General features: G+C 63.2%; 14 protein-coding genes. 9 read left to right on the top strand and 5 right to left on the bottom strand.

Annotated elements, in window-relative coordinates; translation table 11 throughout:
* Positions 1–553: 553 nt before the first annotated feature.
* The 6 genes from PAF17_RS19095 (at position 554) to dctP (ending at position 7,970) form a co-directional block, all read left to right on the top strand.
* Positions 554–2,380 (top strand): SulP family inorganic anion transporter, encoded by a 1,827-nt coding sequence (locus PAF17_RS19095; RefSeq protein WP_271890674.1) that lies wholly within the window; start codon positions 554–556, stop codon positions 2,378–2,380.
* 48 nt (positions 2,381–2,428) lie between these two features.
* Entirely contained in the window at positions 2,429–3,871 is a 1,443-nt protein-coding gene (locus tag PAF17_RS19100; protein WP_271890675.1) for an NAD-dependent succinate-semialdehyde dehydrogenase, read from the top strand.
* 246 nt (positions 3,872–4,117) lie between these two features.
* The gene (locus PAF17_RS19105; RefSeq protein ID WP_271890676.1) at positions 4,118–4,903 is read left to right on the top strand and encodes an SDR family NAD(P)-dependent oxidoreductase; all 786 of its coding nucleotides are present in this window, start codon (positions 4,118–4,120) and stop codon (positions 4,901–4,903) included.
* An 84-nt stretch (positions 4,904–4,987) separates the two neighbouring features.
* Positions 4,988–5,530 (top strand): TRAP transporter small permease, encoded by a 543-nt coding sequence (locus PAF17_RS19110; RefSeq protein WP_271890677.1) that lies wholly within the window; start codon positions 4,988–4,990, stop codon positions 5,528–5,530.
* Positions 5,531–5,596: 66 nt separating this feature from the next.
* Positions 5,597–6,883 carry a TRAP transporter large permease gene (locus PAF17_RS19115; protein ID WP_271890678.1) on the top strand — a complete coding sequence of 429 codons (1,287 nt, stop codon included), beginning with the start codon at positions 5,597–5,599 and terminating at the stop codon, positions 6,881–6,883.
* 34 nt (positions 6,884–6,917) lie between these two features.
* Complete coding sequence (dctP, locus tag PAF17_RS19120; RefSeq protein ID WP_271890679.1) at positions 6,918–7,970, top strand: TRAP transporter substrate-binding protein DctP; 1,053 nt, start codon at positions 6,918–6,920, stop codon at positions 7,968–7,970.
* A 42-nt stretch (positions 7,971–8,012) separates the two neighbouring features.
* Here the strand turns inward: dctP and PAF17_RS19125 are convergent, their stop codons facing one another.
* A complete protein-coding gene (locus PAF17_RS19125; protein ID WP_271890680.1) occupies positions 8,013–8,417 on the bottom strand; it encodes a winged helix-turn-helix transcriptional regulator in 405 nt (134 codons plus the stop codon).
* A gap of 88 nt (positions 8,418–8,505) precedes the next feature.
* Between PAF17_RS19125 and PAF17_RS19130 the strand changes: the two genes are divergently transcribed.
* On the top strand, positions 8,506–9,234 hold the full coding sequence (locus PAF17_RS19130; protein WP_271890681.1) for an SDR family NAD(P)-dependent oxidoreductase: 729 nt from the start codon (positions 8,506–8,508) through the stop codon (positions 9,232–9,234).
* Between the two features lie 117 nt (positions 9,235–9,351).
* Here PAF17_RS19130 and PAF17_RS19135 read toward each other — a convergent pair whose 3' ends face one another.
* The 3 genes from PAF17_RS19135 to PAF17_RS19145 are packed head-to-tail and all read right to left on the bottom strand — an operon-like array spanning position 9,352 to position 13,043.
* The gene (locus PAF17_RS19135; RefSeq protein WP_271890682.1) at positions 9,352–10,482 is read right to left on the bottom strand and encodes a mandelate racemase/muconate lactonizing enzyme family protein; all 1,131 of its coding nucleotides are present in this window, start codon (positions 10,480–10,482) and stop codon (positions 9,352–9,354) included.
* A gap of 5 nt (positions 10,483–10,487) precedes the next feature.
* Positions 10,488–12,104 (bottom strand): GMC family oxidoreductase, encoded by a 1,617-nt coding sequence (locus tag PAF17_RS19140; protein WP_271890683.1) that lies wholly within the window; start codon positions 12,102–12,104, stop codon positions 10,488–10,490.
* A gap of 57 nt (positions 12,105–12,161) precedes the next feature.
* Positions 12,162–13,043, bottom strand: a complete 882-nt coding sequence (locus PAF17_RS19145; RefSeq protein WP_271890684.1) for a BKACE family enzyme — start codon at positions 13,041–13,043, stop codon at positions 12,162–12,164.
* A gap of 217 nt (positions 13,044–13,260) precedes the next feature.
* Here PAF17_RS19145 and PAF17_RS19150 point away from each other — a divergent pair, with 217 nt between their 5' ends.
* Positions 13,261–14,025: an SDR family NAD(P)-dependent oxidoreductase gene (locus tag PAF17_RS19150; protein WP_271890685.1), complete on the top strand. Its 765-nt coding sequence runs from the start codon at positions 13,261–13,263 to the stop codon at positions 14,023–14,025.
* 9 nt (positions 14,026–14,034) lie between these two features.
* On the opposite strand, the gene PAF17_RS19155 is transcribed toward PAF17_RS19150, so the two are convergent.
* Complete coding sequence (locus PAF17_RS19155; RefSeq protein ID WP_271890686.1) at positions 14,035–14,748, bottom strand: GntR family transcriptional regulator; 714 nt, start codon at positions 14,746–14,748, stop codon at positions 14,035–14,037.
* A gap of 150 nt (positions 14,749–14,898) precedes the next feature.
* Between PAF17_RS19155 and PAF17_RS19160 the strand changes: the two genes are divergently transcribed.
* A partial coding sequence (locus PAF17_RS19160; protein WP_334223651.1) for a CoA-transferase occupies positions 14,899–15,012 on the top strand: 114 nt, incomplete at its 3' end.

A 15,012-nucleotide genomic window follows, 5' to 3' on the forward strand; every position in this document is an offset into this window, starting at 1 on the left:
CAACGGGTTTTACAATCCGCGACGACGCCACTCAGCACTGGGCTGGAAAAGCCCGGTCGCTTTCGAACGGAAAGTGGCCTAAACGAGCACTTGGGGCAGCACAAATACGCGACAAGTCCGATCCCAGCAGGCGCTCGGCACCATGAACGTCGGCTAGTCCCCGCCGATAGATTTCAGGCATCAAATTTGCGCGGTGCCGGTCATCCTGTTGTTGTCCGGTTGTCGATCCGTGCCCGGCAGTCGCTTTGGGTGCGCCGGGAAACATCGCAGAACCTGCGTGTACGACGGTGCAAAGCCTCTCTTGCGCATAAACATATAAACATATATAACTTCATCCATAAATGGTGGTGCAAACTATGTCCGGCTCATGTCTGGGTGAACTGTTTGTGCTGGGCATGGTGACTCTGTGCGTGATCGGACGGCAGTGCCGCGGGGGTGCAAGGGTAGGGGGCTTGATGATGAACAACGATGCTCTTGGCCCGGACTGCGGTCTGGAGGAAGCGAGGGCTAACGACATGGCGCGCAGTGCCGCCGGCCTCCGGGCGCGGCGGCCGTGATCGGTGGAGGCTACCATCGGTACCTGTCGCTGCCGCGGGCATGGTTTGCCGCCGTCAACCCGGTCAGCTTGCGTGCCGATACGCTTGCCGCGCTGACGGGTGCCGCGATCGCGCTGCCGCAAGGCGTGGCTTTCGCGGTCATCGCGGGGCTGCCCCCCGAATACGGGCTTTACACCGCGATGTTGACACCGGTGATCGCGGCGATGTGGGGCGCGTCGATGGTGATGGTGTCGGGGCCGGCCACCGCGATTTCGGCGGTGCTGTTTGCATCCCTGTCGCTGCTGGCACCTGCGGGCACGCCGATCTACATTCAGCTTGCGTTGATCATGACCATTCTGGCGGGCCTGTTCCAGCTGTTGGCAGGGGTCTGCCGGCTGGGCGGTCTGATTTCCTTTATCTCGCATTCGGTGATGGTCGGCTTTACGGCGGCCGCGGCCCTGTTGATCGCGGCGTCGCAGCTTGGCGATGCCATCGGCGTCACGATCGAGGGCGGCGGTGGCGTGATCGAGCGTATCGCCCGCGTGATTGCCCATTGGGGGCAGCTTAACACGCTGGCCCTCGTGATCGCGCTGGCCACGCTGGTCACGCTGGTCGTGCTGCGCTGGCTCAGCCCGCGGTTGCCGTCCTATCTGATCGCGCTGATCGTGGGGTCGGTGCTGGGCGAGGTGACGGACGCGGCCGGTTCCGGCGTCGAGATGTTTCAGAAACTGCCCGCGATCGTCCCGGCATTTGCGGTGCCCGACGTCTCGATCGCGCAGATATTCCAGGTGTTGCCGGGGGCGGTGTCGGTCGCCTTCGTGGGCTTGCTAGAGGCGATCAGCATCGGTCGGTCCTTTGCGATGCGCAGGCAAGAGCGGTATGATTCAAATCAGGAAATCATCGGGCAGGGGCTTTCCAACCTCTGTGCGGGCTTTGTTCAGGGACATGCGGGGTCGGGGTCGTTCACGCGGTCTGCGTTGAATGTGGAAAGCGGCGCCCAGACGCCGATGGCCGCCATCCTTGCCGCGCCGTTCCTGCTGGTGCTGCTGTTTCTTCTGGCGCCCTTTGTCGATCACATCCCGAAGCCAGCCATGGCCGGGATCATCATCTATGTCGCGTGGCGCCTGTTCAGCTTTGCCGAGATCCGTCACATCCTGACCAGCAGCCGCAGCGAAACGCTGATCTTCGCGCTGACCTTCCTGTCGGGGGTGGCCACGCAGCTGGAAAACGCGATCTTCGTCGGGGTCGTGACCTCGCTTGCGGTCTTTCTGCATCGCAGTGCGCGACCTCATGTCGCCGCGATCTCGCCCATCGTCTATCACGGGCGCAGATTGCTGCGCGGCGTCGAATATCACGAACTGGACCAGTGCTCGCAGATCAGCGTCCTGCGGCTGGAAGGCGCGCTGTTCTTCGGCTCCGTCGAGCATGTCGAGGCCGCGTTCCGCCGGTTCGAGGCGAACTATCCCGGTCGGCGGCTCAAAATCCTTGCTCTGAAGGGCATGGGTAAGATCGACCTGGCGGGGGTCGATCTGCTGGTGTCGGAATACCTTCGGTCGCGCAAGGCCGGGGGCGATCTGCACATCGTCATCGCCTACAAGGAAACGCTGCTGGCGTTGCGGCGCATGAACCTGTTCGCGGTCGTCGACAAGGCGAATATCCACCCCAACAAGGCCGAGGCGATCGGCACCGTCATGGACCGCGTGGATCCCGATATCTGCGCGACCTGCCGCATTCGCGCCTTCGTGGAATGCGCCGGAAAACCCGCGCCACCCGATATCGGCGGCGACAGCAAACCCCCTGTCGTCGACGCGCTTGGCACCCGAGGCATGAGCTTTCGTGAATAGGGCGGCCTTTCGGTCCGCCGTTTTGAAAAGATGAAAGGACAAGACCCCATGAGCGATTATCCCGTCCTGAAGATGTTGATCGACGGCGTATGGTGCGACGGCGCGACCGGTGCGACCCAAGAGGTGATCAACCCGGCCACCGAAGAGGTGCTGGCCCATCTGCCCGCGGCGGCGCCCGCCGATCTGGACGCTGCGCTGGCCTCGGCGCAGCGCGGGTTTCTGGCGTGGCGCGCCATGTCGCCCTATGCCCGTGCCGCGATCCTTGTCGGGGCCGCCGGCCTGATCCGCGAGCGGACAGAACGTATCGCGGCGGCTGTCACGCAGGAAAACGGCAAGCCGCTGGCCGAGGCGCGGATGGAGGTCGGCACCGTCGTCGACATCCTTGAATTCAGCGCCGAAGAGGGCAAGCGCCTGCATGGTCGCATCGTCGAGGGCCGCGCCGCCGGGGTGCGCCATCACGTCGTCAAAGAGCCGGTCGGCGTCTGTCTTGCCATCACGCCCTGGAACTTTCCGATCAACACGGTCGCGAAAAAGATCGGGGCGGCCCTGGGCGCGGGTTGCTCGGTGATCCTGAAAGCCTCGAACGAGACGCCGGCCTCGGCCATACTTCTGGTGCAGGCACTGGTCGATGCCGGGCTGCCCGCCGGGGTGGGCAATGTCGTGTTCGGGCCGTCCGCGCAGGTGACCGCGCATCTGATGGCCTCGGATGTGGTGCGCAAGGTGTCGCTGACCGGATCGGTCCCGGTCGGCAAGCAACTGGCCGTCCTGGCGGCCGAACGGATGCAGCGGCTGACGATGGAACTGGGCGGCCATGCCCCGGTCGTTGTCTTCGACGATGTGGATATCGGCAAGGCGGTCGATCTGCTGGTGCCGGGCAAGTTCCGCAATGCGGGCCAGATCTGCATCTCGCCCACGCGGTTTTTCGTGCAGGATGCGATCTATTCGGATTTCGTCGCGGCCTTCACCGAACGCGCGGCGGCGATCAAGCTGGGCAACGGCATGGCATCCGACACGATGATGGGACCGCTGGCCAATGCCCGCAGGCTGAGCGCGATGGACGGTTTCGTCGAGGATGCCCGCGCCCGAGGTGCGACGATCACGACCGGCGGTCAGCGCATCGGCAATCAGGGGTATTTCTATGCGCCCACGGTGATCAAGGATGCCCCCGATGACTGCATGGTGATGACCGAAGAGCCGTTCGGCCCGATGGCGCCGATGACGCGGTTCAGCTCGATCGACGAGGTGGCGGCGCGCGCGAACGCGCTGGAACTGGGACTGGCATCCTATGCCGTGACCAATTCTCTGGATCGCGCGACGCGGATTGCCGATGCGTTGCAGGCGGGCATGGTCGGGATCAATACGGTCGGTGTGGCGATCCCGGAAACACCCTTCGGCGGGGTCAAGGAAAGCGGTTATGGCGTGGAGGGCGGGCCGGAAAGCCTGGACCACTATGTCGTGCCGAAATCCATCGCACTGAAGCCCACGCTTTGACATCTCTGCCCGCCGCGCATCATCGCGGCGGGCACCGCCGACCGCATCAACTTTCTATTGATATAAACCTATATATGTTTTACTTTGATGGAGAGGAGGCGAGTCGGCCGTCAGTTCGTCCAATACTTACAAAATTGTGGGTACTTGAGTTTACGAAGGTGACGCCGGAATGTCTCGCGCACAGGAACGCAATCGCGTGCCGCCCCGCCAAGGTCAGGCTGCATGTGATCGGTACGGAGGAACAGAATGTCGGAAGCAAAGCAACTTGCCGGAAAGACGGCGGTCGTCACCGGGGCGGGTCGAGGGCTGGGACGGTCGATCGCGCTGGCCTATGCCAAGGCGGGCGCGGATCTGGCAATCTGTTCGCGCACCCTGGCCGAGCTGGAGGCCGTGAAGGCCGAGGTCGAAACGCTTGGCGTGCGCTGCACCATCGCGGCGGTCGATCTGTCGGATCAGGACGCCACGCAGCAATTCTGTAGCACCGTCCTGAAGGATTTCGGCGAGGTCGATATCCTGGTGAACAATGCCGGGGCCGAAATGGAGACGGGGCGCATCGAAACCTCGGATCCGACCGATTGGTGGAAAACGCTGGAGATCAATGTCCGTGGCCCCTACATGGTCACGCGTTTCCTGCTGCCGGGGCTGTCGGAAGGCGCCAAGATCATCAATGTGTCCTCGGGCATGGGGATGCGCGCGGGCAATACCAACAGCTCCTATCACGTGTCCAAGGCCGCGATGAACATGCTGACCGATGCGTTGGCCAATGAACTTTGGCCGCGCAGGATCGACGTGAACAACCTGATCCCCGGCCCCGTCGCGACCAGCATGCTGAACAAGGACAAGCCGGGCGAGCGGCGCACCGCCCCCGAAGAGGTGCTGGAACGCTTCTCGGAAGGGTTGCCGCCCGGATTTCCGGAATGGGAACGCCTGAAACATCCCGACGAGGTCGGCGATCTGGCACTTTACATGGCCACACGGCCGATTGGCGGCCCGACGGGGCAGAGCTTTTCGCTCGCGCGTCGGCCGCTCTGATCAACCCCCACGCGGTCGGGTCAAGACACCCCGCCGGTCGTCGGCGTGGGCCGGGGCCGCGTGACTGCCGGGAGGAGGCAGGCGATGAAACGTCTCATAGCTGTCCTGAACTGGACAAACCTAACGATCTGCGCCGGCCTGCGATGGCTGACCATCCTGCTGATGGCCGCGATCACGCTGAACGTCTTTGCGGGCGTCTTCTGGCGCTATGTCCTCAACAGCTCGTTGCCCTGGTACGAAGAGGCGGGCAAATACATGATGTTCTGGCTGGTCTTCGCCGCCGCGCCCATCGTTCTGAAGAACCGCGGGCAAATCGCGCTGGACATCATTCCCAACCTTCTGCCGCCGCGCATCCGCAACCTGAACTACCTGATCATCTATCTGGTCGTCCTTGGCCTGATGTGCGTCTTTGTCTGGCAGGGCTACAGCATCGCCTGGGTCGCCCGCAAGCAGCAGCCATCCTCGTTCGAGCTTTCCTTTTTCTGGATCTATTTCGCGATCCCCTTCGGCAGCACGATCATGGCGCTGATTTCGCTGGAATTTTCACTCAGCGCGTTGCTGGGGATCTTCCGCCCCGACGAGGTCGATCTGGAGCCGGGCAGCATGATCGACAATTCCCTGTCCTGACGGCGATCGCTGCAACGCAAACAAATCCGAAGAGCCCGCATCGGGATATTCGGGAGGAGATATGAGATGCCGTTGACGTTTTTCTGGGTCTTTCTTGTTCTGATGGTTTCGGGGATCCCGATCGTGTTCGCGTTGGCGGCGGGTCCTCTGGCCGGGTTCCTGCTGGCCGACCAGAGCGCGTTCCTGAAGATGCTGCCGCAGCGGATGTTCGGAGGGATCGCACAGTTCCCGATCCTGGCCATCCCGCTGTTCATCCTGGCGGGCGAAGTGATGAACGTGTCGGGCATCACCAAAAGCCTGGTCAATTTCGCCAATGTCCTTATCGGCCATGTCCGCGCGGGTCTGGCGCAGGCCAATATCGTGGCTTCGATCATGTTCGCGGGGCTGTCCGGTTCGGCCGTGGCGGATACCTCGGCGCTGGGTTCGATCTTCATTCCCGCAATGGAAAAGGACGGCTATTCGCGCGCCTTCTCGGCGGCGGTGACGGCGGCCAGTTCGGTCATCGGGCCGATCATTCCGCCGTCGATCATCATGGTCATCTATGCCTATGTGATGAACGTGTCGGTCGCCGCGCTGTTCTTGGCGGGGATCGTGCCGGGCGTTCTGATCGGGGTCGGCCTGATGGTCGTGACCGCGATCATCGGCAAGAAGCGCAACTATCCCAAGGCGCATCGCCGTGCGACGACGGGCGAGGTCTGGGCCGCGTTCAAGCCCGCCGCCCTGCCGTTGATGACGCCGGTCATCATCATGGGCGGGATCGTGTCGGGCATCGTCACCCCGACCGAGGCTGCGGGCGCCGCCGTGCTGTACGCGCTTGTCCTGTCGATGCTGATCACGCGCACCGTCACCCCGCGCGATCTGGTCGGCATCTTCTACCGCACGGGGCTGGTGTCGTCCTCGATCCTGCTGATCGTGGGTTCGGCCACGATCTTTGGCTGGGCGGCCACCGTGTCGGGCGTGCCGCAAGCGTTGGGTCGGTTCCTGTTCACCATCACCGAAAACCCGTTCCTGCTGCTGCTGCTGATCAACGTGCTGCTGCTGGTCATCGGGATGTTCCTGGATGCCGTGCCCGCGATCCTGATCCTGGGGCCGATCTTTGCCCCCGCCTTGGCGCAGGTTGGCATCGACCCGGTCCATTTCGCGATCATCATGTGCGTGAACGTGACCGTGGGTCTTGTGACCCCGCCGATGGGGATGATCCTGTTCGTCGCCTCGGGGCTGACGCGGACAGGGATCGAGGTGATCTCGAAGGAACTGTGGCCCTATCTGGCGGTGCATTTCTTCGTGATCGTCCTGATCTCGATGGTCCCCGCGCTGACGCTGACCATTCCACGTCTTTTCGGCTTCATGTGAGCCGCAACCACGGATCATAAAGGGAGGATCCACCATGTCCGTCACAACCAAGCTTGGCTCTCTGGCCGCCGGTTTCTGCAGTGCGATTGCCATCGCATCCTCGGCGGGGGCTGCCGATTACACGATGAAGATCGCCCATGTCTCGGCCACGACACAGCCGCTGTCGACCTGCGCCGAGGTGATGAAATCCTATGTCGAGCGGTATTCCGGCGGCCGCATCGAGGTGCAGCACTATCCGGCAGGCCAGCTGGGCACCTTTCGCGAGAATGTCGAGGCGGTGCAGCTGGGCACGCTGGAAATGACGCTGACCTCGGGCGGCGGGATCGCCAATTTCTTTGGCCCGATCCAGGCCTTCGACATCCCCTATCTGTTTGCCGACGATCAGGTGATGGACAAGGTCATGGCCGACCGCGAACTGACCGAGCGTCTGCGCGCCGATGTGCTGGAAGCCACGGGCTCGGTCCGGCTGATGGGCATGACCGGGGGCGTTGGCTGGCGTGATTTCTTCGCCAATGTGCCGGTCAAGACCGCCGCCGATCTGGAAGGGGTCAAGATGCGGACCGTGGAATCCCCGGTTGCGATGGAATTCGCCAGCGCGCTTGGCATGAACCCCACGCCGGTGCCGTGGCCCGAATTGTACACCTCGCTGGCGACCGGCGTGGTGAACGGCACCAAGAACGCGCTGTCGGATGTGGTGGATACGTCGCTGAACGATTACGTCAAATACGCCGTCGCCGATCACCATACACATAACCTGATCTTCTGGTGGATGTCGGATCCCTGGCTGAAATCGCTGCCCGAGGATCTGCAGGTGGTTGTCGCCGATGGGTTCCACGAACTTGGCAAGACCTGCAACGGCCTGCCGGGGGCGCTGTATCTTGAGAAATACGAGAAATTCGTCGAATCCGGCGGCGAGGTGCATATCCCGACCGAGGAAGAAAAGGCCACGTTCCTGCCCGGTCAGCAGCCGGTGATCGACTGGTTCGTCGATAAATACGGCAGCGAGTATTACGATCTTGTGCAGGCCGCCGTGACACGCGCCGAGGACGAAATCGCCGCCGAACGCGGCAGTTTTGTCGGCAACTGAGCGATGGACGCGCCGGCCCGGATTTCCGGGCCGGTGATGACGTCACAAGGTCGAGGCGGCGTCTTCGGTTTCGCTGAGCCTGCGTTTCTTGAAGGCGATGCCCCATTCGCGCATCACCGAAAGGACCGGGGCCAGTGACCGGCCGAACTCTGTCAGCTCGTATTCCACGCGGGGCGGAACCTCGGCATAGACGTGACGCTGGATCACGCCGTCTGCCTCCAGCTCGCGCAGTTGCAGGGTGATCATGCGCTGCGTGGCATTGGGCATGTTGCGGCACAGTTCGCCAAAGCGCAGGCGTCCCACCAGAAGGTTGCACAGGATCACCGGCTTCCAACGTCCGCCGATCACGCTGAGGGTTGCCTCGACATTGCTGCCGGTTCGCCAGTCGTATTTTCGCGCCATCGGTGCCGCCTTGTCCTTGGACTTTGGCAGGATGGCATAGGTCAAAGCCGCGAACCCGTCAATTCAGCGCCCTGCGGGCGGCCAGGTCACGGACCGGCCCGCCGGGCGTCAACTTCGCAAGAAAGGAACCTTCATGAACAGGTTGGACAACAAGGTCGCCATCATCACCGGCGGCGCAAACGGGCAGGGGGCGGTCGAGGCCGAGCTGTTCATCGCGGCGGGTGCCAAGGTCGTCATCACCGATATCAACGCCGAGGCCGGGCAGGCGACCGCCGCGCGGCTGGGCGAGGGCTGCACCTTCCTGCCCCATGACGTCAGTCTTGAACAGGATTGGGCGCGCGTGGTCGAAACCACCCTTGAACTGCATGGGCACATCGACATCCTGGTGAACAATGCCGGGATCTTCCGCGTGCTGACGCTGGAGGAAACCGATCTGGCCGTCTGGAACCAGTCGGTCGCGATCAACCAGACAAGCGTCTTTCTGGGCATGCGCGCGGTGGCCCCGGCCATGAAAGAGCGAAAGGCGGGCAGCATCATCAACATCTCGTCGATCGCGGGCCTGACCTCGGCCAAGGCGCATGCCTATTGCGCGACGAAATGGGCCGTGCGCGGTATGAGCAAATCCGCCGCCGTCGAACTGGGCCCGCATAACATCCGCGTCAATTCCGTCCATCCCGGCTTTATCGACACGCCGATGCTGGACGGTCATGGCGTGCCGCGCGAACAGTTGGTGGCCAGGGTGCCGATGGGCCGCACCGCCGATGTGATCGAGGTCGCGCGGCTGGTCCTGTTCCTGGCATCCGAGGATGCCAGCTATTGCAGCGGACACGAGTTCGTTGTCGACGGCGCGATCAAGGCCTGACGGTCTTGTCGTCGGTCTGCCCCTGACGGAAACTCCCCTTGGACCGTCGGGGGCAGGTCGGCCAAGAAAGAAAAGGGCCGGATATCCGGCCCCTTCCCTGTTCGCGATGTGCCCGGCTTATGCGAAGGCGCGTTCCAACGCCGCGACATCGACGCCAAGGCCGGGCTTGTCCGACAGCGTGACCCAGCCTTCGGTCAGGTCGAACGCGAACACCTCGTCACGGAAGTCATTCTCGTTCACATCGCATTCCAGCAAGCCCGGTCCACCGGCCGCCGCCAGCAGATGCGCCGAGGCCGCCAGCGCGATCCCCCCGCCAAGGGAATGCGGGCAATAGGTCAGTCCCGCCCCCACAAGGTTACGCGCGACCGGCAGGCATTCGGAAAAACCGCCCCATTTGGCGATGTCGGGCTGCACGAAATCCAGCCATTTGCCGTCTGTGACCCGATCATATTCGGCGCGGGTCAGGAAATTCTCGCCGCCCGCGATGGGAACCGTGGTGCCAGCCTTCAGCGCGTGCCATGCGGGGATGTCGGTATCGACGGGCATCGGCTCTTCGATCCAGCGGGGGCCATATGCCTCGATCCAGCGCAGGGCATCGCCCGCCTGATCGGGCGACCAGCCCTGATTTGCGTCCAGCAGGAATGTCTCATCCGGGCGCAGATCGGCGGCGAGGGCCGTCACATTGTCGCGGTCGGTCTGATCGCCGAAGCCGACCTTCAGCTTGAAGTTCCGATGCCCTGCGGCGCGGGCGCGGGCGACGGTATCCAGCACCCCGGTCGGGTTGATCCCGCTGGCATAGGCCGGGATCCGGTCGGTCCGGGCACCCAGCAGCCTGTGCAGCGGCAGGCCGGCGCGCTTGGCGACCATGTCCCAGATCGCGATGTCGACACCCGCGATGGCTTGTGCGATCGGGCCGAGCTCGCCGGTTTGCAGGCGCAGGATATGCAGCTTGGCATCCATCGCGGCATAGCAGGTCCGGGGGTCGGTGAATTCCTGCCCGATGATGCGCGGCCCGATTTCCGTCTCGACCAGTTTGGCGCGGTGTTCTGCCCCGCAGACGGGAAAATTGCACCACACCTCGCCATATCCCTGAACGCCCGAGGCGTCCGTCACGCGGACCAGCAGGGTGGGGCGGTCATGCATGATCCCGAAAGAGGTCCGCACCGGGGTCGATACCGGCGTGCGGACGAGGCGGGCCTCGACCCGGGTCAGGTTCACGTGCATCTGGGTCATTGTCGCATCTGTCATCCGGGTCACTTTCTGCCGCATGTCTGGCGGGCATCTTCAAGGATCATGTCGCTGGCTTTTTCCGCGATCATCACGGCCGGGGCGTTGGTATTGCCCGACACGATTTCCGGCATGATAGAGCAGTCGACGACGCGCAGCCCCTCGATCCCGCGGACGCGCAGTCGCTCATCCACGACCGCGCCCTTATCCGTGCCCATCTTGCAGGTGCCGGTCGGGTGATAGACGGTGGTCGAATTGCCGCGCACCCAGTCCAGTGCCGCGTCGTAATCATCCAGATCAAGATCCTGCGGGGGACGGAATTCCTCGGTGATCTCGGATGCCAGCGCGGCCTGTCGGGCGATCTGGCGCGATATGCGCACGCCTTCCACGGTGCGGCGGCAGTCATCCTCGGTCGCCAGATAGTTCGGCTGGATTCTGGGCGAGGCCAGCGGATCGGGGCCGGCAAGGGTGATCTCACCCTTGCTGGTCGGACGCAGCACGCAGACCGTGGCGGTGAATGCCGAAAACGGATGCACGCCCTCGGCGGGGCTGTCGGCCGACCACGGGTTGATGTGGAACTGGATGTCGGGCGTGTCCTCATCCGAAGAACTGCGCAGGAAGCCCGCGACCATGCTGGCGCCCATCGTCATCGGCCCGTTCCGCTTCAACCCGTAGCGCGCCGCCGTCTTCATCTTGGCGACTAGGCTGCGCACCTCGTCATTGACGGTCTTGTTGCGGGTCTTGAAGGTCGTGCGGGCTTGCAGGTGGTCCTGCAGGTTCTTGCCGACGCCCGGCAGGTGATGCCGGGGCTTCACGCCCGCCTTGCGCAATTCGGCGTCATCGCCGATCCCCGACAGCATCAGGATCTGGGGCGAGCCGACGGCACCTGACGACAGGATCACCTCGCGCCGCGCGATCAGCCTGCGCACCTGTCCGTCGGCATCCGTGATCTCGACACCGATGGCCCGCTTGCCGTCCAGTACGATCTTGCGGACTTGTGCGCGGGTCATGATCTCCAGATTGGGGCGGCGCCGGATCGGTTGCAGATAGGCGGCGGCGGTGCTGCAACGACGCCCGTTGCGGATGGTCAGCTGATAATAGCCGACCCCTTCCTGCGTGATGCCGTTGATGTCATCGTTCGCCGGATAGCCCGCCTGTTGCGCCGCCTTGATCCAGGCGTCGCAGATCGGGTGGGTATAGCGCGGGTCCGACACCGCCAGCGGCCCATCGCCGCCATGCAGCGCATCTGCGCCGCGATCATTCCCCTCGGCGCGTTTGAAATAGGGCAGCACATCGTCCCAGCCCCAGCCGATATTGCCCATCTGCCGCCAGCGGTCGTAATCCTGCGCCTGCCCGCGCACATACAGCAAGCCGTTCAGCGCCGAGGACCCGCCCAACACCTTGCCGCGCGGCCAGTTGATGACCTTGCGCTTCAGGCCCGGAACCGGTTCGGTCCGATAACGCCAGTCATAGGCGGGGTTGTTCATGGTCTTGAAATATCCCGCAGGCACATGGATCCAGGGATAGCTGTCGCGCCCGCCCGCCTCGATCAGCAGGACCTTGCGATTGGGGTTCTGGCTAAGCCTGTTGGCCAGAACGCAGCCCGACGACCCTGCGCCGACGATGATGAAATCCGCTTCCATATTCTTTTCCCGAAGCTGATGGCCAATGGCCGGGCCCCATGTCGGGGCCCGCCGGTCTCAAAGCTGTTTCAGCCCAAGGATCTCGCGCGCCTCGGCGGGCGTCGCCATCGTGCCGCCAAGGGATTCGACGATGCCGACGCCCTTTTCGACCAGCTGCGCATTGCTTTTGCACAGTTCGCCCTTGTCGATATAGACCGTGTCCTCCATCCCGATGCGGACATGCCCGCCCATCAGATAGGACAGCGCCATCATGCGATAGGCGTTCCTGCCGATGCCGAAGGCGGCCCATTCGCTGTTCTCGGGCAGCTGCGAGATCAGATAGGCAAGCGTCTGGTAATTCGCCGCCGCACCGAAATTGATCCCCATGACGAACTGGAACATGGCGGGCGATTTCAGGATGCCCTTGGCGATGAAATCCTTGGCCATGTTCAGGTCGCCCGAATCGAAGATCTCGATCTCGGGCTTGGTGCCGGCTTCATTCGCGATATCGGCCATCACCTTCAGGGTCGGGGGCGTGTTGATGACAGTCCAGGTCTTGTTGACCATCGTATTGAAATCCAGCGTGCAGATCTCGGGGCGCAGCGCCTTGACATGGGCGGATCGCAGGCTGGGGTGACACAGCGTGGTGCCCGGCCCGGCAACGCTGGGGTCCTCTTCACTGGGAACAAAGCGCTGGCCTTCGCCAGTGGTCAGGTTGATCACGATATCAGAGCCGGCGTCGCGGATGCGGTCCACGACTTCGCGGTAAAGGTTCAGGTCCATCGACCCTTTCGCGGTTTCCGGGTCGCGCACGTGCATATGGGCGATCGCGGCCCCGGCCTTGCCCGCATCGATGGCGGCCTGCGCGATCTCGGCGGGCGTGACGGGCAGGTTCTCGTTCTGCGACGGCATGGTGCCGTTTCCGGTCACGGCGCAGGTCATGATGGTTTTCTTGGCCAAGGCGATCGTCCTTTTCTTCGCCGTACAAGCACCGGCGTCTGTTGGCGGTTTCTGGCGAGAGGGGCCCGCGGGCCCCGCGCCCTTCAAATTGCTGTTGTTATAAACTACTATATGTTTTAATGTTTGTCAAACGGGCGGACGATAGGCTCGCCCGGTTTTGCTGCGGGGCGATCGACCGCCCGGCAGTTTTCGCTGATTTCCGGAATGGGAGAAGATGATGACAAATCAACGGGAAGCCGGACGAGCTGCGCTGGTTACGGGGGGTGCGTCCGGCATCGGTCTGGCCACGGCCACCTTGCTGGCGCAGCTGGGGATTCGGGTGGCAATCAACCACCTGCAGGACGATCCCCAGGGGCCACAGCAGGTTCAGCGCCTGCGTGATCTTGGACTGGACGTGATCTCGGCGCCGGGGAATGTGTCGGTGCCGGGCGATGCGGAAAAGATGGTGAATGCCGCTGTCGACGAACTGGGGCGGCTGGATTATCTGGTGAACAATGCAGGCATTTCGGGAACGCGAGACCCGATCCCGGCGGGCGATCTGGACCGGATCGACGAAGATCTGTGGATGGCGCTGCTGAACACCAATCTGATCGGCGTCTTTCGCTGTGCCAAGGCGGCGGCGCCTGCGTTGCGCGCGACGGGCGGGGCGATCGTCAACACCGCCTCGACCGCGGGGATGGGGCTGCAAGGCAGCAGCACCCCCTATGCCGCAAGCAAGTCGGGCGTGGTCAGCGTGACGCGGTCGCTGGCGCGCGGGCTTGCGCCGGATGTGCGCGTGAACGCGGTCGCGCCGGGGCAGGTGGCAACGCCCTGGACGCAGAACTGGCCCGAAGAACGCAAGCAGGCGGCACTGAACAAGATGCTGATCAAGCGGCATGTCCAGGCCGAGGATGTCGCCCAGACCATCGTCTATCTGCTGACCGGTGCGCCAATGATCACCGGTCAGACGATCGTCATTGATGGCGGCATGACCGTCTCGTGACGCCGGCGGTCATTGCCCGGTAAAGTCGATCCGGAACTCCAGCGCGTCACCGGGATAGATCAGGTCCGCGAAATAGATCAGCCGATCCTTCTGATCGTTGACCTTGCGGACCACCTTGAACACCGGAGAGTTCACATCGACCCCCAACCCCTCGGCCATTTCCAGATCGGCGGATGACAGCGCGACCGTCTGGCTGGCCGAGCCGAGGGCGATCCCAAGATCCTTCAGGGCAAGGACGATCAGTTCCTTGTCGAACCGTTCAGGAGCAAGCTCGTAGATGTCTTTGTTCAGATGCACATCCAGCATGCAGAAAGGCTTGCCGCCGACCTCATGCCGCCGTTTCAGCCGCTTGAAGCGGGTCCCGTCGATCACGACATCCTCGTCGAAGGTGGCATCGGTGCTCAGCACGACTTCCAGGGGCTTGTCGCCCCCCATCAGCTGCGACAGGTCAGAGCGGACCGAAAAGACCCGGCGCGGCTTGATCTCGACCTCCTTGACGAAGGTGCCGCGCCCCGAGGCACGCTCTATCAGCCCCTCTTCGTCCAATGTGTTCATCGCCTGGCGTACGGTCAGGCTGGTCACGCCGAAAACCGTGGCCAGTTCCGCCAGCGATGGCAGCCGTTCGCCGGCGGTCAATTCGCCGCTGAGGATCCGGCTTCGCAGCAGCGACGCGACCTCGACGTGCAGGGGCACATTCGCCCGGCGCATGGATTGCAGGGACACCAACGCTTACCTCACTCTGCTCGATAAATATAAAAACATATATACGTCTTTGTGGAAGGGTTCGGCAACCCCTTCGACCTGCGCCGGGGTATTGGCGGGTGCAAACGGATACACAGATCACATGTTGAAAACAGGAAAGGACAATGGCTGATGAAGAAGGTCTATGCCAGCGCGAGCGAGGCTTTGGACGGTCTCTTGCAGGACGGGATGACGATCTCGGCCGGGGGGTTCGGTCTTTGCGGGATACCCGAGCTGCTGATCGAT

Origin of the sequence: Paracoccus onchidii (assembly GCF_028294535.1) — a bacterium.
Classification (GTDB): Bacteria; Pseudomonadota; Alphaproteobacteria; order Rhodobacterales; family Rhodobacteraceae; genus Paracoccus; species Paracoccus onchidii.

Coding starts and splice junctions, on each gene's coding strand:
- PAF17_RS19100 (WP_271890675.1), top strand. CDS start 2,429: ATGAGCGATTATCCCGTCCTGAAGATGTTGATCGACGGCGTATGGTGC.
- PAF17_RS19105 (WP_271890676.1), top strand. CDS start 4,118: ATGTCGGAAGCAAAGCAACTTGCCGGAAAGACGGCGGTCGTCACCGGG.
- PAF17_RS19110 (WP_271890677.1), top strand. CDS start 4,988: ATGAAACGTCTCATAGCTGTCCTGAACTGGACAAACCTAACGATCTGC.
- PAF17_RS19115 (WP_271890678.1), top strand. CDS start 5,597: ATGCCGTTGACGTTTTTCTGGGTCTTTCTTGTTCTGATGGTTTCGGGG.
- dctP (WP_271890679.1), top strand. CDS start 6,918: ATGTCCGTCACAACCAAGCTTGGCTCTCTGGCCGCCGGTTTCTGCAGT.
- PAF17_RS19130 (WP_271890681.1), top strand. CDS start 8,506: ATGAACAGGTTGGACAACAAGGTCGCCATCATCACCGGCGGCGCAAAC.
- PAF17_RS19135 (WP_271890682.1), bottom strand. CDS start 10,482: ATGACAGATGCGACAATGACCCAGATGCACGTGAACCTGACCCGGGTC.
- PAF17_RS19140 (WP_271890683.1), bottom strand. CDS start 12,104: ATGGAAGCGGATTTCATCATCGTCGGCGCAGGGTCGTCGGGCTGCGTT.
- PAF17_RS19150 (WP_271890685.1), top strand. CDS start 13,261: ATGACAAATCAACGGGAAGCCGGACGAGCTGCGCTGGTTACGGGGGGT.